Annotated in this window: 14 protein-coding genes and 1 pseudogene; 5 read left to right on the top strand and 10 right to left on the bottom strand. The window is 68.3% G+C overall.

The window, feature by feature from the left end; translation table 11 throughout:
- A complete protein-coding gene (locus C9424_RS09750; protein ID WP_116766662.1) occupies nt 1-1,005 on the bottom strand; it encodes an aldo/keto reductase family protein in 1,005 nt (334 codons plus the stop codon).
- Nucleotides 1,006-1,045: 40 nt separating this feature from the next.
- Nucleotides 1,046-1,681: a hypothetical protein gene (locus C9424_RS09745; RefSeq protein ID WP_116766661.1), complete on the bottom strand. Its 636-nt coding sequence runs from the start codon at nt 1,679-1,681 to the stop codon at nt 1,046-1,048.
- A 306-nt stretch (nt 1,682-1,987) separates the two neighbouring features.
- On the opposite strand from C9424_RS09745, the gene C9424_RS09740 reads away from it, so the two are divergent.
- Nucleotides 1,988-2,377: a YchJ family protein gene (locus C9424_RS09740; protein WP_116766660.1), complete on the top strand. Its 390-nt coding sequence runs from the start codon at nt 1,988-1,990 to the stop codon at nt 2,375-2,377.
- Here the strand turns inward: C9424_RS09740 and C9424_RS09735 are convergent.
- The 3 genes from C9424_RS09735 to C9424_RS09725 all read right to left on the bottom strand — a co-directional run bounded on the left by C9424_RS09735 (nt 2,350) and on the right by C9424_RS09725 (nt 5,828).
- Complete coding sequence (locus tag C9424_RS09735; protein WP_116766659.1) at nt 2,350-3,252, bottom strand: hypothetical protein; 903 nt, start codon at nt 3,250-3,252, stop codon at nt 2,350-2,352. The two genes, C9424_RS09740 and C9424_RS09735, sit on opposite strands and share 28 nt — an antisense overlap.
- Nucleotides 3,253-3,389: 137 nt before the next feature.
- The gene (locus tag C9424_RS09730; RefSeq protein ID WP_116766782.1) at nt 3,390-5,336 is read right to left on the bottom strand and encodes an acyl-CoA dehydrogenase family protein; all 1,947 of its coding nucleotides are present in this window, start codon (nt 5,334-5,336) and stop codon (nt 3,390-3,392) included.
- A 153-nt stretch (nt 5,337-5,489) separates the two neighbouring features.
- Nucleotides 5,490-5,828, bottom strand: coding sequence for a hypothetical protein (locus C9424_RS09725; RefSeq protein WP_116766658.1), 339 nt, complete (start codon nt 5,826-5,828; stop codon nt 5,490-5,492).
- Nucleotides 5,829-6,132: 304 nt separating this feature from the next.
- On the opposite strand from C9424_RS09725, the gene C9424_RS09720 reads away from it, so the two are divergent.
- The 3 genes and pseudogenes from C9424_RS09720 to C9424_RS09710 all read left to right on the top strand — a co-directional run bounded on the left by C9424_RS09720 (nt 6,133) and on the right by C9424_RS09710 (nt 12,220).
- Nucleotides 6,133-7,605, top strand: coding sequence for a DUF3375 family protein (locus C9424_RS09720; protein WP_116766657.1), 1,473 nt, complete (start codon nt 6,133-6,135; stop codon nt 7,603-7,605).
- 2 nt (nt 7,606-7,607) lie between these two features.
- Nucleotides 7,608-8,435, top strand: a pseudogene (locus tag C9424_RS09715) (DUF4194 domain-containing protein); the annotation flags it as partial.
- A gap of 251 nt (nt 8,436-8,686) precedes the next feature.
- Nucleotides 8,687-12,220, top strand: coding sequence for an ATP-binding protein (locus C9424_RS09710; RefSeq protein WP_116766656.1), 3,534 nt, complete (start codon nt 8,687-8,689; stop codon nt 12,218-12,220).
- Nucleotides 12,221-12,265: 45 nt separating this feature from the next.
- Here the strand turns inward: C9424_RS09710 and C9424_RS09705 are convergent, their stop codons facing one another.
- Genes C9424_RS09705 through C9424_RS09690 form a run of 4 tightly spaced genes read right to left on the bottom strand, consistent with a single transcriptional unit; the run spans nt 12,266 to nt 17,262 of the window.
- Nucleotides 12,266-13,138, bottom strand: a complete 873-nt coding sequence (locus tag C9424_RS09705; RefSeq protein WP_116766655.1) for a 3-hydroxyacyl-CoA dehydrogenase family protein — start codon at nt 13,136-13,138, stop codon at nt 12,266-12,268.
- A 30-nt stretch (nt 13,139-13,168) separates the two neighbouring features.
- The gene (locus C9424_RS09700) at nt 13,169-14,650 is read right to left on the bottom strand and encodes an aldehyde dehydrogenase family protein (protein WP_116766654.1); all 1,482 of its coding nucleotides are present in this window, start codon (nt 14,648-14,650) and stop codon (nt 13,169-13,171) included.
- 24 nt (nt 14,651-14,674) lie between these two features.
- A complete protein-coding gene (locus C9424_RS09695; RefSeq protein WP_116766653.1) occupies nt 14,675-15,835 on the bottom strand; it encodes an acyl-CoA dehydrogenase family protein in 1,161 nt (386 codons plus the stop codon).
- A gap of 32 nt (nt 15,836-15,867) precedes the next feature.
- Nucleotides 15,868-17,262, bottom strand: a complete 1,395-nt coding sequence (locus C9424_RS09690) for an aminotransferase class III-fold pyridoxal phosphate-dependent enzyme (protein ID WP_116766652.1) — start codon at nt 17,260-17,262, stop codon at nt 15,868-15,870.
- Nucleotides 17,263-17,375: 113 nt separating this feature from the next.
- Between C9424_RS09690 and C9424_RS09685 the strand changes: the two genes are divergently transcribed.
- The gene (locus C9424_RS09685) at nt 17,376-18,908 is read left to right on the top strand and encodes a PucR family transcriptional regulator (protein WP_116766651.1); all 1,533 of its coding nucleotides are present in this window, start codon (nt 17,376-17,378) and stop codon (nt 18,906-18,908) included.
- On the opposite strand, the gene C9424_RS09680 is transcribed toward C9424_RS09685, so the two are convergent.
- Nucleotides 18,877-20,082, bottom strand: coding sequence for a CaiB/BaiF CoA transferase family protein (locus tag C9424_RS09680; RefSeq protein ID WP_116766781.1), 1,206 nt, complete (start codon nt 20,080-20,082; stop codon nt 18,877-18,879). The genes C9424_RS09685 and C9424_RS09680 overlap by 32 nt on opposite strands.
- Nucleotides 20,083-20,105: the final 23 nt, after the last annotated feature.

Raw genomic sequence — 20,105 nt, 5'->3', positions numbered from 1 at the left:
CTAGGCTTCGCGGGAGGCCGGCGACTTGGTCTGCGCGGGGTCACGTTCGGCCAGGGCTCCGATGACGCCATCGATCTTGTCCATGATCGCCGGGTCCAGCGTCACGCCCGCGGCCGCCACATTCTTCTCGATCTGCTCCGGCCGGGACGCGCCCATGATGGCCGAGGCGACGTTCTTGTTCTGCAGCACCCAGGCAATGCTGAGTTGGGCCATGGTCAGCCCGGCCTCGTCTGCGATCGGCTTGAGCTGCTGGACGCCGGTGAGGACCTCGTTGGACAGCCAGCGCTCGATCATCCGCGAGCCGCCCTTCGTGTCCGTGGCGCGGCTGCCTTCGGGAGCCGGCTTGCCGGGGTGGTACTTGCCGCTCAGCACGCCCTGCGCCATGGGGGACCAGACGATCTGGGACAGGCCCAGCTCCTCCGACGTCGGAATCACCTCGGCCTCGATCACCCGCCACAGCATGGAGTACTGCGGCTGGTTGGAGATCAGCTGGATGCCCAGTTCCTGGGCAAGGGCATGGCCGTCACGGATCTGGTTGGCAGTCCACTCGCTGACCCCGATATACAAGGCCTTGCCCTGCCGCACGATGTCGGCGAAGGCCTGCATGGTCTCTTCCAGCGGCGTTTCGTAGTCGTAGCGGTGGGCCTGGTAAAGGTCCACGTAGTCGGTCTGCAGCCGCCGGAGGGAGCCGTTGATGGCTTCCATGATGTGCTTGCGGGACAGGCCGAGATCGTTGTGGCCTTTGGGGCCGGTGGGGCCGAATACCTTGGTGAAGACTTCCAGTGACTCCCGGCGTTCATCCTTGAGGGCTTCGCCGAGGACCGTCTCCGCCGCGGTGTTGGCGTAGACGTCGGCCGTGTCGAAGGTGCTGATACCGGCGTCGAGCGCGGCACGGACACACTGGGTGGCGACGTCATTCTCCACCTGGGAGCCATGGGTCAGCCAGTTGCCGAACGTGATTTCTGAAATCTTGAAGCCGCTGTTCCCGAGGTATCTGAATTCCATGGGTTCCAACGTAGCGGACTTGCCCGCCCGGGGTAAGGGCTCAGCCGGCTTTGCGCTCCGGGGCCTGCTGTTTGGCCTTCCCGACCGGAAGGCTGCCGTGCAGCGATACGAGCGAGCCGGTGTCCAGCATGGACTTCGCGGCGGGCATAGGCGGCTTCTTGAAAGCCCGGGGGACGGCGCCGAGCGTCCCGTTGGTGTCCATGGCCGACTCGACGAGGGCTGAGACTGCCGTGATGTCCCGCGCCGGCGCCTTGGGGTTGGGCAGGTCCCGGACGGAGACCCGGACGTCGGGGCCGGCCTCGGCCTTGGCCCTCGCGGCGGCGCGGGCATCGGCCCGGGCCACGGCGGCGGCCCATTCCGGGGACAGCGCAGCTTCCTTCTTGGCAGGGTTCCTGGTTGCGTTCCTGGCAGACTTCCCGCCTGTCATGGAAGAACGGGCCGGCTTGGCTGCCGCGGCAGGTCGCCCGGGGTTCGTAGCTGTCGAGGGATTGTCGCGTGTTTCAGGGCGCCTGCCGAGCCCGGCGACGGCCATCACAACAACAGCTACCAGCCGGCCGATCCCGGCAATGACGAGAGTTGCGGCAAACACCAGGAAGAGACCAAGGAACATGACGAACGCCACCCCGAGGGTCCCGAAAAAGGTCAGGTGCAGCGCAATGGTCGTTGGATCTTCCATGTCACCTCTCCTTGCCGTCCTGCTGCAGCGCGGTCCGTGCCGCAACCATGTGGCGGGCAGGAGCCGCTCTTAACAATACGTACTTTTCGCCCGGCCACGTGTCGCCGCCGCTGCCCCCGGCGAAGATGTGTCGAAGCCGTTACCCGCGAGCGGGGATCGGCGCCGCGGGGCAGGCGTCTATAGTCAAAGTCAGCCCCGCCGGCGTCGTCCGGCCCGCCGGAAGGACACCTTGTGACGCACGCCGCAGCAGCAGATTCAGACCCCGACGGCGCGTCGCCGGCGAGCCCTGGTGGGAGCCGGGCGGCCGTGCCGTACGAGGGGAACTGCCCGTGCCTGTCCGGTGAGCAATACGCCGACTGCTGCGGCCGGTTCCACCGCGGGGACGCCGAGGCGCCGACGGCCGAGCAGCTCATGCGGTCCCGGTACAGCGCCTTCGTCGTCCGGGACGAGGAGTACCTCCTGCGCACGTGGCATCCGACCACCCGGCCCGCTGCGCTGGGGCTGGATGCCGACATGCAGTGGCGCCGCCTGGACATCCTTTCCACCAGCCGCGGCGGTCCGCTGGACACCGAAGGCACGGTGGAATTCGCGGCGCACTACCGGCACGACGGCGAACGCGGCGTGCAGCGCGAAACGAGCCGCTTTGTGCGGGAGGGCAGGCGCTGGTACTACCTTGACGGCGTCGTGTCCGGCTGACGTGAGTTTCCGGCGGGGTGTTCTTCGGCCGTAGTTGCCGGCGCGAAACCGGCCCGGTCCACCTTGCGGTGGAAACGCATGCCCGCGAGGCCGCCGATCACTGCGCCCACCAAGGCAACCACCGCAACGACGACCGCCGCGATGATACTCATGGTGTTCAGCTCGCCCTCGTTGACCGGGATGCGCGGGAAGCTGTTCAGGTTTGCCAGGATGTTGAAGCGCTGCCCGGCGACCATGCCCAGCACAGCGACCACGATCGCGGCGATCAGGGCCCAGACCCAGACCATGAAGCCCTGCCTGGCGCCGTTGAAGCGCGCCATCCGGCCGGCCACGTACCCGCCGCAGTAGTAGGCGACCAGAAGGATCACCAGCAGAACGATGATGCCGGCCAAGCCGATTGTCTGGTTGCCCGCGGCCTGGTTGACGGCGTCGTTGACGTCGGTGTTGGTGGCCAGCCCGACGGCGGTGCCGCCGGCGGCGACCAGTGCGGTGAGCAGTACGGCAGTGCCCGTGGCGGCCAGCCAACCGAAGAATGCTGAGCCGACCTTGATGCCGCCGAACTGCTCCTTCTCGCGGGCCACGACGGTTTCGCGGGTCGGCGCCTCGGCCACCGCGGCGTCACGGAGTGGTTCGTGGACGGGGTGGACCGATTCACGGACGGGTTCGTCGTGCCGCCGGACGGCCGTCACCGGTGTGGCAGGAAACGGGCGCGTGGCATCGGTCCGGTTCGCGCGCGGCGGCGCCTCTTCAACCCGTTCTTCGCGCGTGGCGTCCTGCATGGCGTCATGGATGCGGGGTTCTCGCGGCGAAGCCGTGCCGTCCTCCGGCACGACGCGGCGGGGCGTGTTGTCGTCAGGGCCTGCTGTGCTGCTCATGAGGATTGCTCACTTTCGCTGGTTGACCCGGGCACGGTCAGGGTGCCGGTCTCGGGTCCACCTAACCACGGCGGATTCCGGTTAGCAAGGATGCTTACTATCCGTTGTTGGTACGTCGGGGGTGGCCCAGCGATCTGTCAGCGGTACTTGCGGTGCAGGTCTTCCTTTACCGAGGCGCGTGGGCTGGCGTCCGCGATCCACGGCCCGGTCCCTTCCGACTGGTCAAGGACGCCGGCCTCCAGCCAGGTGTAGTCGCCGCCCAGTGTCTTGCGGGCCAGGGCATGATCGGCGTCGTCGGTATTCCGCCACAACCGGTCGAAGTATTCGTCCACACGCACACGGGCCTGTTCGCAGTATGCCTCGGCGAGTTCGTACGCGGAGGCACCGCGTTCCGGCTGCGTCCGCAGGAGCATCTCGGCGCGGGAACAGCATGCCGCCATGGCAAACAGCTCCGCACCGATGTCCACGATCCGGCCCAGGAATGCCTGCTTGTGCTCGAGCTTGGCCTGCCAGCGGCCCATCCCGTAGAAGGTCTGCCGTGCCAGCCGCCGGGAGGAGCGCTCCACGTACCGCAGCTGCTTGGCGAGCCGGCCGAAGTCGCTGTAGGACCTCGGGTCCATGCCGGCGCCGGCCACGAGCTTGGGCAGCCACTTTGCGTAGAAGCCGGAGGCGCCGACGGCGGCCTTCGCCTTGTCCGACAGGGGGGCGTCTGCCGAGGCGAGGTCTCCCGCGGCGGCCAGGTGCGCGTCCACGGCTTCGCGGGCGATCAGCAGCTTCATGATTTCCGAGGACCCCTCGAAGATTCGGTTGATCCTCAAGTCGCGGAGCTGTTGTTCAGCCGCAACGGCGCGCTCGCCGCGGGCCTCGAGGGAATCGGCCGTTTCAAAGCCGCGGCCGCCGCGGATCTGCACGAGTTCGTCGGCGATCAGGCAGCTGATCTCCGTGGACCACAGCTTGGCCAGCGCCGCCTCGATCCGGACGTCCTTCTGCCCGGCGTCGGCCATTTCCGCGCAGAGTTCGAACACGGCGTCCAAGGCGAAAGTGCTGGCCGCGATGAAGGCGATTTTCTTGCCCACAGCCTCATGCTGGCCGATCGGGCGCCCCCACTGGGTGCGGGCGTTGGACCATTCCCGGGCGATCTTCAGGCTCCACCGGCCCGAGGCGACGCACAGTGCTGGGATCGAGAGCCGGCCCGTGTTGAGGGTGGTGAGGGCGATCTTCAGGCCCTGGCCTTCGCGGCCCAGCCGGTTGGCCGCGGGGACCCTGACCTGATGGAAACGGGTGACGCCGTTTTCGATCCCGCGGAGACCCATGAAGGCGTTGCGGTGCTCCACGGTGATGCCGGGGGTGTCCATTTCCACCACGAATGCGCTGATGCCGCCCTTGTGGCGGGTTCCGTCCGCGTCGGTGTGTGGCGGCACGAGTGCCATGACCACGACGAGTTCGGCGATGACGCCGTTGGTGGTCCACAGCTTGACGCCGTCCAGGACGTACGATGCGCCGTCGTCGGACGGGACGGCGGTGCTGCCCATCCGGGCGGGGTCGCTGCCGACGTCGGGCTCGGTCAGCAGGAACGCGGTGATGGCGCCGGCGGCGCAGCGGGGCAGGTACTCCTTCTTCTGGGCCGGAGTGCCGAAGACTTTGACCGGCTCCGGGACGCCAATGGACTGGTGCGCGGACAGCAAGGCGCCGAGGCTTGGGTGCACCGAGCCCAGCAGTGCCAGAGCGCGGCCGTAGTACACGAGGGTGAGGCCCAGCCCGCCGTATTCGCGGGGGATCTTCATTCCGAAGGCGCCGAGCTCGGCGAGCCCCCGGAGGTATTCGTCCGGAATCCGGGCGTCCCGTTCGATGGTGCGTCCGGACATTGTGCGGCAGTAGTCGGTCAGGCGCGCCATGAACGCCTCGCCGCGTTCGACGTCGTCCGCCGGGGCCTCAGGCCACGGGTGGATCAGGCTCAGGTCGAAGCTGCCCAGGTAAAGGCCCTTCGCGAAACTGGGCTGGCTCCAGCTGGTCTCGCGGGCGGCCTCGGCAATGGCCCGCGCGTCGGCGGCAGTTGCGGCGGGGCCGATGTGCTCCGGCGGCACGGGCGAGTCTTGCGCAGGAGAGTCCGGCGTCGGAGTGCCCTGCGCGGGATTTTGGGGAGCGGTGGCGGGGTCTTCAATGGCGGAGCTCACTGGGCATCTCCTCTAACCGGGTGGCCGGCTTGAGCCCTGGATCCGCCTGGGGTGGAGGACCCTTCAGCTGTCCCGCAATACTACTCGCGGGTAAGTGCCTGTGCTAGGGGCGGCCTGCCCCGGATACTCGGCCCGGAAGTCCGTGCCGAAGTCGACCTGGAAATCGCCTGGCAAATCCACCGTGGAGGCGTGGTGGACCAGCCGGTCCCAGCCGTGGTTGATGGCGTGGACCATGCCCACCACCACGCCGGCCACGAGGTACCAGGTGAGACGTCCCACGCCCAGCAGCACCATGGCCACAAAGGCGGACACCATCATGAAGAGGCCGATCAACAGGGCAAACACCAAGGTCCCGATGACCACCATCGTGCCCGTCTCCACTGCGCTTAGGTCGAACTGCATTCTTCCCCCTGCACCATCGCTTCGGTTTGAACCAGTAGCCCGAGACTAGGGGGCCGGAGACGTGCTCAACTAGGGTCCTTTGCACATTCACCGCCTCTTGATACGGGATCGAAATGCTACCGATGCGTAGGTCACGGCGCGGTTGCGGCAGCCCCACCAGTCCCAGGCGCCTCGTCATTCCAGGTCGGGGAGGCCACGATGAATGCGGCCGAAGCCCTGCGTTAACCTTGTAGCTGGCAGTTTTTCGAATCCGCTGCCCCGCAACACCAACCCAAACCAGCCTCTGGCAGCCGAAGGAGAGTGCGTGTCCCGCTCCGCCGTGTCATCAGCCGACGCCATCAGTGCCCGGCTCCGGGACCTCGAACTGCTCACCAAGGGACCCGCCTGGGCCCTCACGCGCTCGGCACCGTGGGTGATCGCCGTGCTTCAGGCATCCTTTACGCGCACCCGCGCCCAGCTGCCGCTCGAGGAGTTCCACGCCGACGTCGACGCCTTCCTTGAGCAGCTGCGCCGGCAGGCCCCCGGCACGGGAGAGCAGCAGAGCGGCCCGGCCAACGGCACGCCATCCGGCAAGAAGTACGCGGACGAGTGGACCCGCAAGAACTTCCTGACCCGCCGCAACCAGTCGGGTCAGATCGTTTACGAAGTCACCGAACCCGCCGCCCGCGTGCTCGCCTTCCTGGACAGCCTCTCCAGCGAACGGTCCACGCTGAACGGTTCCCGGCTCGGCACCCTGCTGGGCGACGTCGAGAAACTCGCCAACGAGACCAACCCGGACCAGAGCGCACGGCTCGAATCCCTCGAAGAGGAGATCGACGAGCGCCGCCAGCTGATGGAGGACATCAGCTCCGGGGACTTCGATGGACTGCTCGACGACGACGAGGCCGTGGAGGCCGCCGGCAACATCCTGGACCTCGCCGCAAGCCTGCCCGCGGACTACAAGAAGATGCGTGACCGGATCGAAGAGCTCGTGGGGGACCTTCGCAACCAGATCATCGAGGAATCCCTCAGCAAGGGGGCCACCATGGCCCAGGTGCTTGAGGCCGACAAGCGGCTCCGGCAGAGCCCCGAAGGCCGGACCTTCCGCTCGTTCACTGCGTTCCTGGAGGACCCGCAACAGCAGCTGCGGTTCCGGTCCGCGATCGGCGAGGTCCTGAGCCGGCAGTTCGCGGACGAACTCAGCCACGACGAACGCGAGACCCTCAAGAACCTGGTGGCCGAGCTCCGCAGCCAGCACAGCCAGATCCAGAGGATCTACGGAAAGCTCAGCGAGAGCCTCAACACGTACGTCCAGAGCGACGACTTCCGCCAGTCCGTCCGGCTCCGCAAGGTCCTGCGGGAGGCTGAGCAGGCCATCCGCTCGCTGCCCTACGAGCGCGAACGGCCAGGCCTGGTCCCCGGCCCGGTGCTGTACAGCGCCGGCTTCGAGTCCCTGGCCATGGTCAAGCTCTTCGACCCTGACGAGTTCGCGGCACCGCCCAAACTGGCCGACCCGATCGCTTTCTCCGACTCGGACCGCGCCCGCTCGCCCCGAACCGCCAAAGCCAAACCGGAAGCCATCCGCGCCGCGCTCGCCGGAGCCTCAACCCTGGCCGAGGCCTGGGCGCAGCTCCCCGCCGGGGAACGCCACATCAACTCCATCCGGGCCCTGCTCTCGCAGACCCTCCACGACGGCGCCGGGTTCGACCGCGAGGCCTGGGGGCCCATCGAATTCGAACAAATAGACGGCACCACCCGCACGGCATTCCTGCCTGTCGTCACGCTCACGAAGGATTGAAGATGACCGAACTCTCCCAAGAAGCGCCTGACGCAGCGGACACGGTGGACACGGCCCCGGAGCCCGCCCCGGCCGCACCGGCTGAATCAGCCGACGAGCCCGCCCAGCACGTCCACGAGGCCCCCTTCACAGTCACCCCGCGGGACACCTTCGTCGACGGCGCCGCGCTCTTCCCGGGCGACACGGGCGTGCTTCCGATGAAGGTCCGGCAGGCGCTCGTGAAGCTCCTCAAGGGTCCGTACATCGACGGCGGCCGCGACGAAAAGCTCTGGACCACGCTTCTGGACAACCAGCTGATCCTGCGCAGTCGCCTCTCCGAGCTCTTCCTGACCCTGCAGCTGGACCACGAGCGCAAGGTCGCCGTCCTGCGCCCCGTGGACCCCGAGGCGATCGGCGGCAACACCCGGTCCAGCATCCTGCGGCAGCAGCGCGCCCTGAGCCGGGTCGAAACCATCGTCCTGCTCCGCCTGCGCCTGCTCCTGGACCGCCACGTCACTGCCCAGACCGACCCTACGATCACGCGCGAGGAAATCGCCGAACTCGTCGCCCACTACCAGCCCTCCGGCCAGCAGGACGCCCTCCGCGACTCCGACGTTGTCAACCGCGCCATCACCAAACTCCTGGCCCGCCAACTCCTGCTCACCACCGGCCTGGACGAGGTCTACACCATCTCCAACGCCCTCCCCCTGGCCCTCCCGTTCGAGAACATCGGCGACATCCCGGCCCACATCGAAGCTCTGGTAGCAGCCAGCACCGACCAGTCCGGCACGGAACCCCTCCTGGAGCTCGACGCCGACACCCCGGCAAACACGGACGACCCGGACGACGACGGCGATTCGGAGCCGACCCGCCACGAGGACGGCAATGTCGCCAAAGGTAACGCCGACAACGACACAGAAGCCGCTACGGACGCCCAAGGTGACCTGAACAACGACGACGACGGCGATGCCGCCCCGGGAGTGGCATCGGGCCTGTCGGAGCCGGACGGCCTGCTGCTTGCAGCAGAGCCGTCCGGCGAAGGGGCGGGGGCGGCATCGCCGTCGGCGTCCAACGCAACCACGGAAAGAAATGAGGCCAACAAGTGAGCATCGCAACCATGCTGCCGATGGGCGAGCTCACGAACCCCGGCCAAATGCGCCTGGCCCTCGTCCAGGTGGTCAACTGGGGCACGTTCCATGGCGCCCACACAATGCACGTGGACCGCAACGGCACCCTGCTGACCGGCAACTCCGGCGTCGGCAAGTCCACGCTGTTCGACGCCATGCTTCGGGTCTTCGATGCCCGTCCGCGCTCCAATGAAGCCGCGGCACAACGGGTCGGGGGTGCTGTCGAGGACAAACGCACCACGTTCACGTACATGCGCGGCAAAGTGGGCGACAAGGCGGTCGGGGAGGGCTCGGCAAGCGCCTTCCAGCGCCCCGGGGCGACCTGGTCCGCCGTCGCCCTGACGTTCGACAACGCCGTCGGCACCAAAGTCACGGTCTCGGCGCTGTTCGACCTCCCGAAGAACGGCACGGAATCCAGCGTCGGCCGGTACTACCTGATCGACACCAAGCCGCTGGATCTCGCAGCGATCGAGGGCATCGCGGACAAGCGGTTCACCAAGTCCGCACTGGACGCGATCTTCCCGGATGCCCAGATCTTCGATGTCCACAAGGCGTTCGCCGAACGCTTCCGCCGCCTCCTGGGGATCAACTCGGACCAGGCCCTGCCGCTGCTGCGCGTCATCCAGGCCGGCAAGGGACTCGGCGGCAGCGTGAACACCTTCTTCCGCGATCAGGTCCTCGATGCACCCGCCACGCTGGCCGCCGCCGACGACGTCGTCGAGGAATTCAGCAACCTCATGTCCATCCGGCAGCGCCTCGAGGACGTCCGGCAGCAGCGTGACCAGCTGGCACCCGTCCCCGGGCTGAACAAGGAGTATGCGCAGGCGCTGCTGGACGCGAACCGGCTGCGGGAGCTTTCCGGCGAGGAATTCGAGGCCTACAAGCAGCAGCTCGCCGTCACGGTCCACGAGAAGACCCTGGCCCGGTTGAAGGAGCTCGCCCAGGCCAAAGCCAGCGACCTCGCCGCCGAACGCGCCGTCCGCGACGGCTTCGCCAAGGAGCTTCGGCAACTCGAGGGCGAGTACAACAACCAGGGCGGCAACGCGATCTCCGCGATCGAGCAGTCGCTGGAGAACGCCCGGGTGGGGCTCAAGCTCCGCCAGGAGGTGGAGGAAGCGGCCCGCAAGGCGCTCTCCGACGCCGGACTGGACCTTCAGTGGTCGGCCGCCGGCTGGGACCAGGCCCACGCCCATGCCGCCGCGCGCTCGGCCGAACTCCAGGACGATTCCGAGGCCCTCAGGGAGCTGAGGTTCGAGGCGTTTGACGGCCACGCGACCAAGAAGCGCGAGCTTGCCGCGGCCCAGCAGGAACTGGTGTCGCTGAAGACGCGCAAGTCGCTGCTGCCGCCGTCGAGCATTGAAAACCGCAGCGCCATCGCGGCGGCCACCGGGGTTCCGGAAGAGCACATGCCCTTTGGCGGCGAACTGATCGACCTCGCCGAGGGCCAGGAACAGTGGCGCCCGGCCGCCGAGCGCGCGCTCCGGAGCCTTGCCACGACGCTGCTGGTCCCGGGAGAGCACTTTGCCGCCGTGACCCGGTACCTCAACGACCACTCCGTGCGAGGGGCGCTGCGAGCCGTGGACGTCTCCCGGCCCCTGTCCGGCGGTGCGCTGGCCGTCGAGGACGTGGCGGACGGCGACCTGCTGACCAAGCTCCGTTTCCTCACCGACGCCGGGCTGCCCGCTGGCCCTCAGGCCCACGCGCTGGCGGACGCCAGCGCCTGGCTCCGCGAACGGATTGCGCTCGACTTCGCCTACCCCTGCGTGGAAGACCCGGACGAGCTCGCCGGCCTCGACAAGGGCCTGAGCCTGGGCGGCGTGGTCAAACGCAACCGCCACACGGTGGAAAAGGACGACCGCTTCACGTCCCGCCAGGATTACGTCCTTGGTTTTGACAACGCCGCCAAGCTGGAGCTCGTGGCGGCCCAGGTGGAGGACCTGCAGCAGGAGCTGGCCAAGGCCGCCGAGCTCGCGCAAACCCGGGAAGAGTCACACCAGGGCATGACCCGGCAGTTGGAAGCCCTGCGCCGGGTGGCCGAGGACCACCGGCCCTGGGACCAGGTCTCGGCAGCCGTGGCCGCGGAGGAGCTTGCACGGATCGAGCAGCGCCTCAAGGACGCCCTCGCCGCGCAGGCGGACCTCGAACCGCTGCGGGCCAACATCGAGGCCGTGCGGCAGAAGCACCAGTCCAGCACGGAGGCGGCGGCCGTGCTGCAGAGCGAGTACAAGGCGCTTGATTCGCGGCTGACTGCGGCTGATTCGCTGCTCGACGGTGCACGTGACCGGCTGGCGCAGTCGCCGCCGTCGGACACCAGCGCCGCCGCGCTGGAACCGTACTTCACCGGCGTCGGCGACGTCCGGGAAATGTACGAGCTGGACAACCTCGCCAACCAGGTCCGCACCCGGCTCCTGGCCGAACTGCACGCGGCCGAGTCCCGCGGGCAGGCCACCTCGGAGCGTCTCACCCGCATCTTCGAGGGCTTCGTCCGCGAATGGGGCACGGCGATTTCCGCGGACCACGGCACGTCGATCGGCGCCGCGGGGGAGTTCGAATCCCGCTACCACGCGATTGTCAGCGACGGACTGCCCGCCCAGGAGGCCGAGTTCCGGCAGTTCTTCAACCAGCGCACGCACGAATCCTTTAGCACCCTGCTGCACCTGCTGGATGAGGAACGCCGCTCCATTACGAGCCGCATCCTGCCGCTGAACGGCATCCTGTCCGAGGTCAACTTCCATGAAGGCAGCTTCCTGGAACTCGACATCAAGCAGACACTGCCCCCGACGGCGAAGCAGTTCAAGGACGCCATCCAGAACGCGCTCAGGGTCCGGCATACCCGGCCGGGCAAGCCCGCGGCGGCCGGGGCGTCCGGGACGGAGGCGGACGACGACGCCGAGCTCACCAACCGCTACAAGTCCCTCGAAACGCTGGTGAAGCGGCTCGGCTCACAGACCCCGGAGGACCGGCGCTGGCGGGCCGAGGTGCTCGACGTCCGCGGGCACCTGTTTATCCAGTGCAAGGAGCACCGCGAAGTGCAGGGCAGCGGTGCCCGGGGCGCCGGGTCCAAGGCGGCAGGTCCCAAGGGGGAAGGGAAGGCCGCGAAGAAGACCGAGGTCTTCATGCACGCGGACACCGGGTCCATGTCCGGCGGCGAGCGGCAGCGCTTCACCGCGTTCATCATGGCCGCGGCACTGAGCTACCAGCTGGGCATCGCCGAGCAGGGCTTCACCACCTACGGCACCGTCATGATGGACGAGGCCTTCGTGCTCGCCTCGGAGGAATTCGCCGGCGCGGGCATCAAGGCCCTGCACGAGTTCGGCTTCCAGCTCCTGCTGGCCGCGCCGGAGAACGTGATCGACCTCTCCCGTCACCTGGGGTCGGTGACGGAGATCCTCCGGGACAAGCGCACCAACCGTTCCGGAGTCCTGACCGCGCCCGTGATTGCTCCGCGTCCGGGAGCCGAGGGCACCTGGCGGTCCGAGGCAAACCCGGTGGACATCGTCCTGCGCTGACCCCACGATGCTTGTGCTGGGGCTAAGGGGCGGGGCGGAGCAGGCTCACCGGGAGTAGCTGTACCAGCCGGCGCCCGACTTGCGGCCCAGCTTCCCGGCCCTGACGAGGGCGGCAACAGACTCGTCCGGGGCGTCAGCCGGGTCGCCGGTCGCCGCATACGTGGCCTGGGCGATGTAGTCCACAACGTCCAGCCCCACCAGGTCCATCAGCTCAAATGGCCCCATCGGATGCCGCAGCGCGGTCTTGGCCGTGGCGTCGATGTCTTCCATGCTCGCCACACCGCCGGCCAGCAGCGCGAGTGCCTCCTTTTGCACGGCGCCCATCAACCGGTTGGCCACGAACCCCGGCACCTCCCGGTTGATCAGCACAGGTGCCTTGCCCAGGCTGCGGGCCAGTTCGAGGGTGGTCTCCACGGTTTCCCGGGACGTTCCGGCATGGCGGACCACTTCCACGCATTCCATGACCAGCACGGGATTGAAGAAGTGCATATTGCACACCTGCCCGGGCCGGCCGCTGGCCGCGGCCACGGCGGAGGAGCCGATCGTGGAGGAGTTGGTGGCCAGGATGGCGTGTGGCGGGGCGAGCCGGCCCAGCCGGGCAAAGATGGCCTTCTTGGTTTCCAGCCGTTCGGTGGCGGCCTCAATGACAAAGTCGGCAGCAGGCGCCACCGCGTCAAGATCGGTGCTGAACGCCAGCCGGTCATGGGAGCGCTCGGCGTGCTCCGCGGCCAGTCTTCCGGATTTCACCATTTTGTCCGTGCGTTCACGCAGTTGGGCCGCGGCGTCGTCCAGTTGGCTCGGCGACACGTCCTGCACGGTGGTGGTGTACCCGGCCAGGGCAGCGGTCAGCGCGATCTGGGACCCCATGGCGCCGGCGCCGATAACGAGGACATGCGTGATTGTGGTGGGTGGTGGCATCGTTTTCTCCGGTTCGGTGGGGACGGACTGCTAGGACTGTGCGCCGGACAGGGGCCGGCCGCCCCGAAGGTAGACGGTGGTGGTGTGCGTGTAGAACTCCTTGGCGCTCTGCCCCTGCTCCTTGGGGCCGTAGCCGCTCTTCTTGGCCCCGCCGAACGGCACATGGGGATCGGCGCCGGCCGATTCGGAGTTCACGTGCAGGATCCCGACGTCCAGCTCCTCCATTCCCTCCAGCGCCAGGGTGACGTCCTGCGTGAAGAGTGCTGCGGAGAGCCCGAAATCGCTGTCATTGGCCAGGTCAAAGGCTTCCTGCGTTGAGGCTGCCCGGCGGACGCTGAGCACGGGCCCAAAGAGCTCATCGCGCCAGACATCAGCGTGGCGTGCCCCCGTGAGCTCCAGGATCGTCGGGGCAACGAAGTGGCCTTCGGCCCGGGCCGCGTCGTCATAGGGGAGGCCGCCCGTCAGCAGCCCGGCGCCCTGGTCCAGCGCCGTCGCGATGCCGCGCTGGATGGATGCCCGGGCGTCGGCGCTGACGACGGGTCCCATCTGGGTGGACGGATCTGCGGGGTCGCCCACCAGCAGGGACTGGGCCCGGGTGGCCAGCCCGGCGAGGAATTCATCCGCGACGGCGTCCGCCACGATCAGCCGCGACGTCGCCGTGCACTTCTGCCCTGTGGAGCGGAAAGCGCCGAGCATGACCTGTTCCGCGGCTAGCTCGAGGTCCGCGTCGGCCAGGACGATGGCGGCGTTCTTCCCGCCCATTTCCGCCTGGATCGGCACGCCGCGGCCCGCCGCCGCGGCGGCCAGGGTGCGGCCCACGCCGGTGGAGCCGGTGAATGACAGCCCGTCCAGCGCCGGATGCTCCACCAACGCGGTCCCGATGGCGCCGGGGCCAATCACCAGATTCAGGACGCCGGCGGGCAGGCCGGCCTGTTCCAGCGACTGGGTCAGCCGCATGGCGAGCAGGGGCACTGTGCTGGCCGGCTTCCAGACCACCGTGTTGCCGTATGTCAGGGCGGGGGCGATCTTCCAGGCCGGGATGGCGATGGGGAAGTTGAACGGCGTCACGACGCCCACCACCCCCAGTGGTTTGCGCGTGACGAAGATCTTTTCGCCCCGCCGCGGGGAGGCGTAGATCGCCCCGGCTTCGCGGTCGCCGTCGTTGCCGTAGTAGCGGAAAATCTGCGCGGCGCGCAGCACCTCGCCCTGGCCCTCGGCCAGCGTCTTTCCTTCCTCACGGGCCAGCTCCAGCCCCCAGGCCTGCGAGTTCGCTTCCAGGATCGCCGCCGTGCGCAGCAGCACCGCGCCGCGTTCATGGGCCGGGGTGCGGGCCCAGCCATGCTTCGCCGCTACAGCGCTGGCCATGGCGCGGTCGACGTCGGCCGGTCCGGCCTGCAGGCCGTGCGCCACCGTCTCGGCCGGGCGGGCGGGATTGACGGAGGTGATGATGCCTCCGTCGCCCTGAAACCAGGTGCCCGAGACGTAATGCTGCAGTTCGACTGCTGTAGTCATTGCTGTTCCTTTACTGGCTGCGCCTTAGCGGAAGGCCGGGATGCCGGTGATGTGGTTGCCGAGGATCAGGGTGTGGACCTCGTCGGTGCCCTCATACGTGCGCACGGATTCGAGGTTGTTGGCGTGCCGCAGCGGCGAATAGTCCAGGGTGATGCCGTTGCCGCCCAGCATGGCGCGGGCATCACGGCAGATCTGGATGGCCTCGCGGCAGTTGTTGAGCTTTCCTACGGAGATGTGGTGCGGCTTGAGCTGGCCGGCTTCCTTGAGGCGGCCGATCTGCAGTGCCAGGAGCATGCCCTTGTTGATTTCCAGGGCCATGTTGACCAGCTTTTCCTGGGTCAGCTGGTAGCCCGCCAGGGGCTTGTCGAACTGCAGGCGCTCCTGCGAGTAGCTGACGGCCGTCTCGTAGCTGTCGCGCGCGGCCCCCATGGCTCCCCAAATGATGCCGTAGCGGGCTTCATTGAGGCACTCGAACGGACCGCGGAGTCCCTTGGCGTTCGGCAGTATCGCGGTGGACGGGAGGCGGACCTCACTCAGTTCGATGTCGCACTGGATGGAGGCGCGCATGGAGAGCTTGGGCTCAATCGGGGTGGCCTTGAACCCGGGGGTGTCGGTGGGCACGATGAAGCCGCGCACGCCGTCGTCGGTCATGGCCCAGATGATGGCGATCTGGGCGATCGAGGCCAGGCCGATCCAGCGCTTGGAGCCGTTGATGACCCAGCCGTCCCCGTCGCGGCGGGCGAAGGTCTTCATGCTGCCGGGATCGGAGCCGGCCGTGGGTTCCGTCAGGCCGAAGCAGCCGACGATGTCGCCGGCGGCCATCCCGGGCAGCCACTGGTTCTTCTGCTCCTCGGAGCCGTGCTTGTAGATGGCGCTCATCGCGAGGGAGCCCTGCACGCTGACGAAGGTGCGCAGGCCTGAATCGCCTGCCTCAAGTTCCATGGCGGCGATGCCGTATTCCACGGCGGAACGGCCCGGGCAGCCGTAACCCTTCAAATGCATGCCAAGCAGGCCCAGCCCGGCCATGTCCTTGATGATCTCGACCGGGAAGATGGCCTGCTCGTACCAGGCGGCGATATTGGGCCGGATGGTGCTGTCCACAAAGGACCGCACCTTGTCCCGCATGGCCAGTTCTTCGGGGGTGAAGAGGGAGTCGATGTTCAGCAGGTCAGAGGATTCGTTCATGGTGTTCTCCAAGAGTTTGCGGGGCTGGGGACTTAGACGGCTGCCAGTGCCGCGGCACTGGCAGTGTCCGTGTCTGTCTGAGCGGCATTGGCGGCCACGATGGCGTTGCGCAGCACGCCGAGGCCGTCCCGGATCAAGTCCGGACCAATGACCAGGGGCGGCAGCAGCCGGATCACGTTGCCGTGGGTGCCGCAGACCAGGACCAGGACGCCCTGCCGGTGGCAGGCGGCCGCCACCTGGGCCGCAAGATCGGCGCGCGGTTCCAGCGTGTCCTTGTCCGCGAATTCGACGGCGAGCATGGCGCCGCGGCCGCGGAACTCGGCAATGATGGCCGTGCTGTCGACGAGGGGCTGCAGCACCTCGCGGGCGGTTGCCTCGATGGTCACGGCGTTCGCCAGCAGCGTGCCGTCTTCGAAGGCCTCGAAAACGCCCAGCGCGGCGGCGCACGCCACCGGGTTTCCGGCGTACGTGCCGCCCAGGCCGCCGGCGTGCGGGGCGTTCATGAGCTCGGCCCGTCCGGTGACCGCGCTCAGCGGCAGGCCGCCCGCCAGGGCCTTGGCGGTCAGGGTGAGGTCGCCGGCGACGCCTTCGTGCTCGCTCGCAAAGAGCCTGCCGGTGCGCCCCATGCCGGTCTGGATCTCGTCCATCACCAGCACGATGCCGTATTTGGTGGCCAGCTCCCGCAGTCCGGCCAGGAAGCCGGGGGCGGGCACCAGGAAGCCGCCTTCACCCTGGATGGGTTCGATGACCATGGCGGCAAACGATCGGGGATCGTTCTCCAGCAGCAGCGCCTCGACGCCGGCCAAGGCGGTGGCCGCCGTGGCGTCCCCGCCGCCTCTGGCCCACAAGCGGGTGGCCGTGGGAGCGCGGAAGACCTCTCCCGGGAACGGGCCGAAGTTCTTCTTGTACGGGTTGACCTTGGCGGTCATGGCCATCGTGAGGAGAGAGCGGCCGTGGTAGGCGTCGTCGAATACCAGCACGCGTTCCCGGCCCGTGGCAGCGCGGGCAATCTTGACGGCATTTTCCACGGCTTCCGCGCCGGTGGAGAAGAGTGCGGTGCGCTTTTGGAAGTCTCCCGGGACATGCGCGTTCAGCCACGCGGCCACCTGCGTGAAGGAATCGTACTCGGTCACCATGAAACAGGTGTGGGTGAACCGGGCCATCTGGGCGGCCACGTGCGCCTGGACCTGGGCGTTCACGGCGCCCACGCTGGTCACGGCGATGCCGGAGGCGAAGTCGATGATGCGGTTGCCGTCAACATCTTCCAGGATTCCACCGGAGGCACGGTTGATGAAGACGGGCATGGTCACGCCGAAGCCGGAGCTGACCTGCGCTTCGCGCTCGCGGTGCAGGGCTGTGGAGACGGGGCCGGGAATGGCGGTGGCAAGGTGACGGGTCTGGGGGAGGCTGTCTGTGGAACTGGTCATGTAGACAAGGTAATGTGCCCTCCCTCGCCTGACATTGGATGGTGCATCCAATTTTGAGTCCAAATTGGTTAGAATATCCAAAGGATTCGTGTCTGCCCTGAAAGGACCGCCGAGTGATCAGCCTGGCCCAACTGCATAGCCAACTCGGCAGCGATCTCCGCCCGGCCGCGGGAGGCGCGGTGGCCGTGCGGCAGATCTCGGGTGTGCACATCTCCGAGCTCGACGATCCCACGCCGTATCTGGAAGGCGGCGAGTTGCTCCTCACGACGGGCATCCCCGTCTCGGGCGGAGAAGCCAAAGTGCAGGCCTACGTCCGGCGACTTGTGGAGCGCAACATCGCGGCTCTGGGCCTCGGCCTGGGGGCCGGCGTGGATGAGGTGCCGCCGGCTTTGAGTGCCGCCTGCGCCTCGGCCGGGCTGGAGCTTCTGGTGGTGCCCGACGGCACGCCGTTCATGAACGTCTCCCGCGCCTATTGGGACCTCGTGGGCCGCGAAGGCCAGGCCGACCTGACCGCCAGCCTCGGCACGCAGACGGCGCTGGCCCGGGCCGCGACGCAGGCGGATGCGCTCCCTTCCGTGGTCAAGGCCCTGGCCCAGGCGCTGGGCGGTTGGGTGGCGTACCTTCCGGCCGACAGCGGGGCGGAAACACTGTGGCCGGCGGACAACCACACGATTGTGGAGCAGCTGCGCAGGGAGACCTCGCGGCTTGACATGGCCGTGACGCATTCGGCCTCCACGTTTCAGATCCACGGCACCGACGTCGTGGAGTATCCCGTGCTGGTGGGGCGGCGGACGGTCGGGTTCCTGGCCATTGGTGCCGGGCGCAAACTGACCCGTGCTGACCGGCAGATCATCATGACGGTGTGTGTGTTGCTCTCGCTCAAGGCGGCCCAGCAGCTGGAGAGCGACGCCACCGCTTCCGCGCTCGGCTCGGCCGTGACCAAGCTCTTTCTCACCGGACATGTTGACGCCGGCCGGGCCCTTGCACCGGACCTGGGCATCGTCGCGCCCACCGGCGCAGTGCGGCTCCTGGTGGTGCGTGGCGAGATCGATCCCGCGACGGTTTCCGGGGAGCTGGAGTCGAGGCTGCGCGCCGGGACCGGATGGGCTGGCTGGACTGAGGCCGGTGGTGCCCTGCGCTCCTGCCGCCTGCGCCACGTGGCCGGCGGCCTCAGCTATTACGTGCTGGACGCGGAATACCGCGACGCCGGTACTCCCGGCATTCCCGGCAGCGCCGGCAGCACTGCGCAGCCGGAGCAGTACGACGGCGGAGCCGGCAACGCCGCCGTTACGGCCGTGCTGAGCCGGCCGATGCCGCTGGAACGGGTGCACGAGGAGGCCGGACAGCTGGCCGCCACGGTGCGTGCGCTGGCTGCCGGGCAGATTGTCGACGCACCGGAGGGGGCCCTGGATCCGCGGGCCCAAGGCTGGGTGGCGGCGCTGCGCGGGTACCAGCGCGCCGACCTGGTCGGAACCGTCCGCGCCTATCTGCGGCACCGGGGCCAGTGGGAGGGCGCCGCCCGCGAGCTGGGGATCCACCGGAACTCGCTGCGCCACCGGATGGGAATAGCGGCGGAACTGCTGCAGGCGGATCCGGACGATCCCGACGTCGCCGCTAACCTCTGGCTGGCACTGCGCTGGGCCTAGCGCCGGACTGGTTAGCGCGGTCAGCGCGGTCGGACAGCCACGCCCGGACGGGGTCGCTGTGTTCGCCCAGCGACGGCGGAGCCGCTGCGGGGGCCGGGAACGCAGGCGTCCAGGTAATGGGATGGCGGATCTGCCTTCCGGCCGGCTGGCCGGCCGCGTTGCGGACCTCGATAGTCGGTTCAAGCCCCAGTGACTCGGCGTACTCAAGACCCTCGTCGATGCCTGCGACATGGCCGGCCGGGACGCCGGCGTCGATCAGCTTTCCCTGCCAGGTGAGGGCAGACGACGCGGACAGGGCATCCTCCAACAGGGGCACCAGCTCGGTGCGGTGCTCCACCCGCGCGTTGTTGGTCGCAAAGCGCGGGTCACTGGCCAGCCCGGCAATGCCCAGAACCTGGGTCAGCTTGGCGAACTGTCCGTCGTTGCCGCAGGCCACTGCCAGCGGCGCATCCGCACACTCCAGCAGCTGGTAGGGCACGATCGAGGGGTGGGCGCTGCCCATCCGGTGCGGAACCTTGCCCGCGCCCAGGAAGGCCTGGCCCTGATTGGCCAGCGCGCCCTGCAGGCTCGAGAGCAGGTTGAGCTCCAGGTGGGCCCCGCGCCCCGAGACTCTACGGGCCGCCAGTGCGGCAAGGACGCCAATGGTGGTGTCCTTGGCCGTCAGGACGTCGACGAGCGCGACGCCGGCCTTGGTGGGGCTGCCGTCTTTCTCCCCGGTGATGCTCATCAGTCCGCCAAGGGCCTGGACGATGAAGTCATAGCCCATCAAGTTGGCCCCGCCCGTGCTGCCAAAACCCGTGATCGAGGCGTAGATCAGGCCGGGGTTGGCGGCGGAAAGCTCCGCATAGCCCAGGCCCAGCTTCGCCATCCCGCCGGGCTTGAAGTTTTCCACCAGGACATCGGCACGCAGGACCAACTCCCTGGCCAGCTGCAGGTCCCCGGGGTCGGCAAGGTCCAGGCAGACGGATTCCTTGTTGCGGTTCGCGCTCTCAAAGTAGGTGGCCCCGGTGGGGGAATACGGCGGCCCCCAGCTGCGGGTGTCGTCACCGGCGCCGGGGCGCTCCACCTTGATCACCCGGGCGCCCAGATCTGCCAGCGTCATGGTGGCCAGCGGTCCGGCCAGGACACGGGAGAAGTCGGCCACCAGGAGACCCGACAGCGGTCCGGCAGGCATGTCCGCGGGCTCTTGGGCGGCGT

Origin of the sequence: Arthrobacter sp. H-02-3 (assembly GCF_003097355.1) — a bacterium.
GTDB lineage: Bacteria > Actinomycetota > Actinomycetes > Actinomycetales > Micrococcaceae > Arthrobacter > Arthrobacter humicola.
Note: the sequence above shows the minus strand (reverse complement) of the source record. Positions and strands in the feature narration are given on the sequence as shown.